At 67.9% G+C, this 7807-nt stretch carries 9 protein-coding genes; all 9 read left to right on the top strand.

Features of this window, described 5'->3' with window-relative positions:
- Positions 1-218: 218 nt before the first annotated feature.
- The 9 genes from ABZ441_RS03170 (at position 219) to ABZ441_RS03130 (ending at position 7724) form a co-directional block, all read left to right on the top strand.
- Complete coding sequence (locus tag ABZ441_RS03170; RefSeq protein ID WP_358967519.1) at positions 219-677, top strand: nuclear transport factor 2 family protein; 459 nt, start codon at positions 219-221, stop codon at positions 675-677.
- A gap of 69 nt (positions 678-746) precedes the next feature.
- Complete coding sequence (locus tag ABZ441_RS03165) at positions 747-1646, top strand: helix-turn-helix transcriptional regulator (protein WP_358967516.1); 900 nt, start codon at positions 747-749, stop codon at positions 1644-1646.
- Positions 1647-1702: 56 nt separating this feature from the next.
- Entirely contained in the window at positions 1703-3142 is a 1440-nt protein-coding gene (gene gndA, locus ABZ441_RS03160) for an NADP-dependent phosphogluconate dehydrogenase (RefSeq protein ID WP_358967513.1), read from the top strand.
- Positions 3143-3316: 174 nt separating this feature from the next.
- Positions 3317-4372, top strand: coding sequence for an aldo/keto reductase (locus tag ABZ441_RS03155; protein ID WP_358967510.1), 1056 nt, complete (start codon positions 3317-3319; stop codon positions 4370-4372).
- Positions 4373-4411: 39 nt separating this feature from the next.
- Positions 4412-4714: a hypothetical protein gene (locus ABZ441_RS03150; RefSeq protein WP_358967507.1), complete on the top strand. Its 303-nt coding sequence runs from the start codon at positions 4412-4414 to the stop codon at positions 4712-4714.
- A 13-nt stretch (positions 4715-4727) separates the two neighbouring features.
- Positions 4728-5843, top strand: a complete 1116-nt coding sequence (locus ABZ441_RS03145) for a DNA alkylation repair protein (protein WP_358967504.1) — start codon at positions 4728-4730, stop codon at positions 5841-5843.
- A gap of 132 nt (positions 5844-5975) precedes the next feature.
- A complete protein-coding gene (locus tag ABZ441_RS03140; protein WP_358967501.1) occupies positions 5976-6347 on the top strand; it encodes a hypothetical protein in 372 nt (123 codons plus the stop codon).
- A gap of 365 nt (positions 6348-6712) precedes the next feature.
- A complete protein-coding gene (locus ABZ441_RS03135; protein WP_358967498.1) occupies positions 6713-7120 on the top strand; it encodes a cupin domain-containing protein in 408 nt (135 codons plus the stop codon).
- Between the two features lie 223 nt (positions 7121-7343).
- Positions 7344-7724 carry a VOC family protein gene (locus ABZ441_RS03130; RefSeq protein ID WP_358967495.1) on the top strand — a complete coding sequence of 127 codons (381 nt, stop codon included), beginning with the start codon at positions 7344-7346 and terminating at the stop codon, positions 7722-7724.
- Positions 7725-7807 lie beyond the last annotated feature (83 nt).

Genomic DNA, 7807 nt, shown 5'->3' with positions numbered 1-7807 from the left:
GTTCGCGGGGCTCAATCCGGCGATGCTGATAGCACTGATGGTGATCCTCGTGGCCGCACTGGCACTGCTGGCGCACCAGGCCATCTGAGCGGATCCGAGTGGAACATGGGTGTGTGGCACCCAGGAAGACAGGTCCTTCCTGGCCCGTCGTCGCGGGAACAGACTGAGGGTGTTCGCCCGCCGGGGCGAGCGGATCCCCCTGTCGAAAGGCCACTTCCATGCCTGCTTCCACCTCCTCGATCTCCAGCGCCCGACAGATCGAGAACCTCATCGCCCGCTACTCGCACCTCGTCGACGACGGTGACTTCGCGAAGTTCGGCGCACTCTTCGAGAACGCGGAGTTCGTATCGGGTGAGGTGAGCCTCCGCGGCGGTAAGGCCATCGAGGACCTGATCAGTTCGATGCTGGTCGTGCACGACGACGGGACCCTGCGCACCCGGCACATCACGACGAACATCCTCATCGAGGTGGACGAGGACGACGACAGCGCCGAGGCGCGGTCGTACTACAACATCCTCCAGGCAGTGCCCGGCCTCCTGCCGCTGCAGATGGTGGCGGGCGGGCGCTACCGCGACCGCTTCGAGCGGCGTCAGGGAACGTGGTCCTTCGCCCGGCGGGAGGTCACCATCGACTTCACCGGCAACACCCGCTACCACCTCAAGACCCCGGACGCCTGAAGCGCACCGAAGGACCGGCTCGCGTCGGGCACGCCGACTTCCGGTGCGCCGAGCCGGGAAGAAATGCGGATGCGCATGCACGTGCCCTCCATGGCGCCCGTGGGCTCGGCACGAACCCGCGAGAACACCGGGGAGCCACAGGAGAACTCCCTGGGGGAGTTCCTCCGGGCCCGCAGGTCCCGGCTGGCTCCCGCGGACGTCGGCCTGAGCACCGGTGGTCGTCGCCGGGTGGATGGGCTGCGCCGGCAGGAGGTGGCGGTCCTGGCACACGTCAGCGCCGACCACTACAGCCGACTGGAGCAAGGCCGGGAGCGACACCCTTCGCCCCGGATCGCCGAAGCCCTCGCCCAGGCCCTTCGTCTGGCCCCGGATGCACGGAGCCACCTGTTCCGTCTCGCCGGACTCAACCCGAACCTGCGTCCCGACACCGCACGCGGACAGGTGCACCCGGAACTACTGCACATCCTGGACGCTTCTCACCAGGCAGCGGCCTACGTACTGAGTCCCTGCTTCGACATCCTGGCGGCCAACGCGCCCGCCCGAGTGCTGCTGTCCCCTTTCGCCGACGCGGCCGGCACCTGTCAGAACCTGCTCCGGATCCTCTTCACGGACGCCGGGGCACGGACCTACTTCACCGAATGGTCTGTGGCCGCCGCCGGCTCGCTGCACACGCTGCGCCTCAACGCCGTCCGGCGGCCCAACGACACGGAAATCGTGGACCTCATCACCGGCTTGTTCGCCCAGTCGGCCGACTTCGCAGGGAACTGGGAGAACAGCGCCGCGATCGGCCTGGACCACGCGTACAGAAAGGTGGTCCACCCAACAGCCGGACACATCGAGCTCTCGTATCGCGTCCACGGCGTGGCGGCCGTCCCTGGACAGCACCTGCTGGTCGGAGCCCCCGCCCCGGGAAGTCGCAGTGCCGAGGCCTTCACCTACCTCGTGGCCATGGGCGGACAGCAGCCATGACAGCCACGACCACCTACTCGTCTTCCGCCGTACAGGTGGCAGAGAAAGAGATCATCATGAACACACGCGCGCACATCGGAGTCACCGGACTCGCGGTAATGGGCCGAAACCTGGCCCGGAACTTCGCACGCCATGGCTACACGGTCGCCGTCCATAACCGGACCCCGTCGCGTACGAAGGCCCTCATGGAGGAGTTCGGTCACGAGGGCGCCTTCGTACCGGCCGAAACCGCCCGGGATTTCGTCGATGCGCTGCAGCGCCCTCGCCGACTCATGATCATGGTGCAGGCAGGCGCCGCCACGGACGCGGTCATCGATGAATTCGCCCCGCTACTGGAGTCCGGGGACATGATCATCGACGGCGGGAACGCCCACTTCGCCGACACCCGGCGCCGTGAGGCGGATCTACGCGAACGCGGCATCCACTTCGTCGGAGCAGGTGTCTCCGGCGGTGAGGAGGGCGCCCTGAACGGGCCGTCCATCATGGTGGGCGGTTCGAAGGAGGCCTACGCCGTCCTGGGCCCCATGTTCGAGACCATCAGTGCCCATGTCGGCGGGGAGGCATGCAGCACGCACATCGGGGCCGACGGCGCCGGCCATTTCGTGAAGATGGTCCACAACGGCATCGAGTACGCCGACATGCAGCTCATCGCCGAAGCCTACGATCTGCTACGCCAGGTCGCCCAGTACAGCCCGGCTGAGATCGCCGAGATATTCCGCACCTGGAACAAGGGGCGACTGAACTCCTATCTGATCGAGATCACCGCCGAGGTCCTCGCCCACACGGATGCCGACACCGGGAAGCCGTTCGTCGACGTGGTCGCTGATGCCGCGGGGCAGAAGGGCACCGGCCGCTGGACCGTGCAGACCGCTCTCGACCTCGCCTCACCCGTCACGACCATCGCTCAGGCGACCTTCGCACGCGCAGCCTCCGGACAGTCCGCCCTGCGTACCGCATACCGCCCGCTGCCCGGTGGCATGCACATACCGAAGACTCGCTCCGAGGCAGAACGCTTCACGTCACAGGTCGAGCAGGCGCTGTACGCCTCCAAGGTCATCGCGTACGACCAGGGCTTCACGATGATCCAGGACGCCGCGCTCGCATACGGCTGGGACATCGACTTCGCAGCGGTGGCCGGTATCTGGCGAGGCGGCTGCATCATCCGCGCCGCATTCCTCGACCGCATCCGCACGGCGCACAAGGCCGCCCCCGACCTCGTCAGCCTGCTGGCCGAGCCCGGGTTCGCGGAAGAGATCACCGCAGCCCAGGTCCCCTGGCGCGAGGTCGTCGCCACCGCTGCCCGACGTGGGGTCCCCGCTCCCGCGTTCGCCGCGGCACTGTCCTACTACGACACACTGCGGGCCGACCGGCTGCCCGCCGCGCTGCTGCAGGGCCAGCGGGACTACTTCGGCGCTCACACCTACCGGCGTATCGACCGGCAGGGAGCCTTCCACACGCACTGGGCGCACCCCGACCGTCCTGAAACAGACGTCTGATCCGGGCCGTCGCGTCCACGGTCACCGGCGGTCTGCCTGGGTGTGGCACACCCACCCTCGCGCAACCTCCCTCTTCGGGGCCCCGTCGGCGAGTGTGGAGTCCACGCCCCACCGGGGACCATCGTCCGCATCCGCAGTTCTGAGACCTACTCCGAGAACCCAGAAGGAAACACCATGTCACTCACCTCCTACCGCACCCTCGGCCGCTCGGGGCTCCGCGTGAGCCCTCTCGCCTTCGGCGCGATGAACTTCGACGACGGCAGCTGGGGCTCCGGCCCCGAAACCTCGTTCGGGCTGCTGGACCATTACCTCGACGCCGGCGGCAACTTCGTGGACACCGCCAACATGTACAACGGCGGCGCCTCCGAAGAGACCCTGGGCCGCTACTTCGCCCAGCGTCCCGGCCGCCGGGACCGCGTCGTCCTGGCGACGAAGTTCGGCGGCAACATGGCCGCCGACGACCCCAACTCCGGCGGTGCCGGCCGCAAGGCGATCCGCACTCAACTCGACGCCTCACTGCGCCGGTTGAACACCGACTACATCGACCTCTACTGGATGCACCAGTGGGACCGGCACACCCCCGTCGAGGAGACCCTGTCCACCCTCACCGACCTGGTCCGCGCGGGAAAGATCCACGCCATCGGCCTGTCCAACGCACCCGCCTGGTGGGTCGCCGAGGCCGCCACCACCGCCCGGCTGCGAGAATGGGAGCCCGTCGCCGCACTCCAGGTCGAGTACTCCCTGCTCGCCCGCAGCGTCGAGGGCGAGACCTTCGGAGCCGCCCGCCGCTTCGGACTCGGCATCACACCATGGAGTCCGCTGGCCAGCGGTGTCCTGTCCGGCAAGTACTCGCGCACCGCCACCGAGGTGGCCGGTTCCGGGCGCACCGCGTACGCCGCCTCCTACCTGAGCGAAACGACCTTCGCCCTCCTCGACGCCCTGCAGGAGATCGCCGACAGCCTCGGTACGACAGTGGCAGCGGTGGCGCTCGCCTGGGTGCGGCAGCGCTCCGAGGTGACGTCCACCCTGGTCGGCGCCCGGACACAGGAGCAGCTGGCCGCCAATCTCGCCTCGCTCGACATCACGCTCACCGACACGCAGATCACCGAACTGAACAGCCTCACGGCACCCACCCTCGACTACCCGCACAGCATGATCGAGTCCATGGTCGGCTTCCAACAGGGTGACACCACGGTCAACGGCCTGTCCGCCAAGGCATTCGTCCGCTGACCCCAGCCGCTCATCGACGTGACCAGAACGGAGCACACCATGTCCGAGACACTTGAGATCGCCACCTTGCGCCCGGCCCCGGGCTTCACCGCCGACGACTTCGTGAAGGCGAACGCGGACATCGACGCCTACCTGAAGCGACAGCCCGGCTTCCTCTGGCGACGCATCGTCGAGACCGACGACGGACGTGTCATCGACATCGTCGCCTACGACAGCCTGCCGCACGCCCGCACCGGTGCCGCTGGAATCACCGGCGAGATGGCGGGCCCTCCCGTCCACGCCACGATCGACCACGACAGCGTGCACTGGCAGCTCACCACCGCGCTGCACGACGTCACATGACGGAGAGGCCAGCATGCCGTTCGCCGACGAACTCATCAGCCGCCACACCGTGCAGAGCCTCACGCACGCCATTCGGACCGCCGCTCCGGACGCCACCCTCACGGCACTGCACGCGGCAGCACGGCAGGTCGGCCCGCTGCCTCTCAGACAGCGCGCCGACCTGCTGCGCGACGCACTGCTGACCGACCTGCCGGGTGATTACGCCACACTCGCCCGGACCGTACGTACAGCCCGGGACAACGCACCTCAGTTCACCGGATGGTTGATCTGGCCGGTCACCAGCGCGGTCGCCACCCGCGCCGTCCAGGAAGGCGAGACCGCCGCCTTCGACGACGCGATGGTGCTCCTCGCCGAGCTCACCGGGCGTCTCTCCTCCGAGTTCGCGATCAGGACACTGCTGCGACACGACCTCGACCGGGCGCTCGGCACCATCGTGGGCGACTGGGCCGGATCGGCGGACCCCGACGTGCGCAGGCTCGCCTCCGAAGGCACCCGTCCCTACCTGCCCTGGGCGGTACGGGTACCGCAGATCCTGGCCCGTCCCGGGGTTACCGTCCCCATCCTGGACGCCCTCTACCGGGACGAGAGCGCATACGTACGCCGCTCGGTCGCCAACCACCTCAACGACCTCAGCCGTGACTATCCCGAGGTCGTCGTCGACACGGCGCGCCGCTGGCTGGACAGTCCTGACGGCACCACGGAACGCCTGGTACAGCACGGGCTGCGCACGCTCATCAAGCGCGGCCACCTCGGCGCACTGGAACTGCTCGGCTTCGCTCCCGCGGTCCTGGACGTGGCCGGGCCCCGACTGGACCGGGATGTCGTCCCTCTTGGCGAGAGCGTCCAGCTCACCGCCTCGATCCGCAACGTAGGTGATACTGCGGCGCGGCTGACGATCGACTACATCGTGCATCACCGCAAGGCCAACGGAAACCTGACCGGCAAGACCTTCAAACTCACCACCCGGACCCTCGCACCGGGTGAACAGATGGAGGTGATGCGGGAGCATTCGTTCCGGCCGATCACGACACGCCGCTACTACCCCGGGCGACATGCAATCTCCCTCCAGATCAACGGAGTCGAGTCCGAGCGGTCCGAATTCGAACTGGCTCCCACGGACACACCGTGACGTGCGGCACGGACTGAGTCACCCGTCTGCCGACAGACCGCATCACCACACCGACAGACCAGGACAAAATCCGTCCGCATCTGCTTTTAGCGTCGTCAATGACACCGACCATCTCCCTGGAGGGACACCTAGATGAACGAGACGCCGGCACACGACGAAAAGGCCGGCCTCATCGAGGCCGATGAGAAGGCACTGCAGGTCCGAGCCCAGTACGAGCAGATCGAGCAGCGCGTACTGGGCCGGACCTGGACCCTGCCCGAGCTCGCGCTCGGCTTCACCAACGACGCAGCCTACGTCGGGCGCCTGGTGCTCGCCGCTGAGCGCACCTGGGGCATCGACGGTGACGTGGACGCCGAACTGCGGCACAAGCTGGCCGAGTGCCTGTGGTGGGTCTTCGTGCTCGCCGACCGGCTCGACGTCGACATGCCGGAAGCCTACGAGGCCACCATGGACCGCATCGGCGACAACCTGCGGCGGGCCCTGCAGAGCATGCCCAAGGGCTGACACGCTGCTGGCGCACCGTTCGCCGGCGGCAGCGCCTCACAGCCGCTGAAGCAGTTCGTCCACCCGGCGCTGCAGTGCCTCTCGTACGGTGTCGGGTGACAGGACCGGCAGAGACGCAACCCGGCAGAGGCGGCAGCGGGCAAGGCCGTCATCGGTCGTAGCCGCCGATTTCCACGAGGGCGCCTTCGGGCCTTTCCGGGGGGTGGACGCCCACCGTTGTGGGGATGAGCTGCACTGTTCGGTCCTGGGGCGAGGGCATACGAACCGTCGTGTCGCAACAGGCGGGCAGAGGCACTGATCACAGGTGGTGGTCTTCCCCATGACCAGGACTGAAGCTGTCCTGGTCTCGCCGTAGCGTCTTCTCCATGACCACAGAACAGAGCAGCGCCCACGAACTCGGCCGGCCGCAGCACCGGATCTGGAGTGAGATCGATCCGATGCCTCTGGGGGACTTCGGCAACCGGATCATGATCAAAGCGCTGACCGCCGACAAGGCACAGGTACTGCACGTGGCGATCGCGGCGGACACGGTAATCCCCAATCCCGCGGATCCGGGCGAGCAGGAAGTCCACCCGATGGAGCAGATCGACGTCATCCTGACCGGTCGCATGGCGTACGTGGTCGACGGCAAGGAGCGTGTCCTGGGGCCGGGCGAGGCACTTGGCATTCCGGGTGGAGTGCCCCACTCCGCGGTCGCGCTCGAGGACACCACCATGATCGAGGTCTTCACACCGATCCCGGACTTTCCGACCGGTGAAGTGCGCACACCGTGAGCGCGGTGTCGCACCGATCACATGTGACGGCGCCTCAGCGCGAGTGCGCGGGCGCTTCGTCAGGTCCGGCACGTGCTGAAACGGAGCATGTGGACGGCCGCACAGGAACGTGAGCATTGGGCGGTGCCGGGCACAGCCCGGCACCCCCGAACGACAGTCATCACCGCGCGTGGCCGGCCCCGCCGGCAAGGCGTGGCCGACCCCGCCAGCAAGGAGTCCGCTGATGAGCACCCATACCGATACCGATCCTGCGATCCGCTACCTGGCCGTCACCTTCGACTGTCCCGACCCTGCCGAGCTGGCCCGCTTCTACGGTGAGGCACTCGGCCTGCCCGTCACTCTTTCCACCGACGGTTTCGTGCTGCTGGGCCGTGAAGGGTCACCCGGGCTGGGCTTCTACCGCGTCGAGGACTACCAGCCCCCCAGCTGGCCGGACTCCTCCGTACCGAAGCAGGCTCACCTCGAACTGGGCGTGGAGGACCTGGATACCACCCAGGCCAGGCTCATCGCGCTGGGAGCCGTCGAAGCCGAGGTGCAACCGCTTCCCGAGCGGCGGCGAGTCCTGCTGGACCCGGCGGGGCACCCCTTCTGCATCATTCTGTGAGGCCACGCTCTCGTTCCGCCGGCGCAGACCGCGGGCCTTGGGGGTCCGAGTGTCGTCGTTCGCCGGTGCGGTGAGCACGCGCC

Origin of the sequence: Streptomyces sp. NPDC005752 (assembly GCF_040630715.1) — a bacterium.
Classification (GTDB): Bacteria; Actinomycetota; Actinomycetes; order Streptomycetales; family Streptomycetaceae; genus Streptomyces.
This window is presented reverse-complemented; position numbering and strand designations above follow the sequence as displayed.

Coding starts and splice junctions, on each gene's coding strand:
- ABZ441_RS03170 (WP_358967519.1), top strand. CDS start 219: ATGCCTGCTTCCACCTCCTCGATCTCCAGCGCCCGACAGATCGAGAAC.
- ABZ441_RS03165 (WP_358967516.1), top strand. CDS start 747: ATGCGCATGCACGTGCCCTCCATGGCGCCCGTGGGCTCGGCACGAACC.
- gndA (WP_358967513.1), top strand. CDS start 1,703: ATGAACACACGCGCGCACATCGGAGTCACCGGACTCGCGGTAATGGGC.
- ABZ441_RS03155 (WP_358967510.1), top strand. CDS start 3,317: ATGTCACTCACCTCCTACCGCACCCTCGGCCGCTCGGGGCTCCGCGTG.
- ABZ441_RS03150 (WP_358967507.1), top strand. CDS start 4,412: ATGTCCGAGACACTTGAGATCGCCACCTTGCGCCCGGCCCCGGGCTTC.
- ABZ441_RS03145 (WP_358967504.1), top strand. CDS start 4,728: ATGCCGTTCGCCGACGAACTCATCAGCCGCCACACCGTGCAGAGCCTC.
- ABZ441_RS03140 (WP_358967501.1), top strand. CDS start 5,976: ATGAACGAGACGCCGGCACACGACGAAAAGGCCGGCCTCATCGAGGCC.
- ABZ441_RS03135 (WP_358967498.1), top strand. CDS start 6,713: ATGACCACAGAACAGAGCAGCGCCCACGAACTCGGCCGGCCGCAGCAC.
- ABZ441_RS03130 (WP_358967495.1), top strand. CDS start 7,344: ATGAGCACCCATACCGATACCGATCCTGCGATCCGCTACCTGGCCGTC.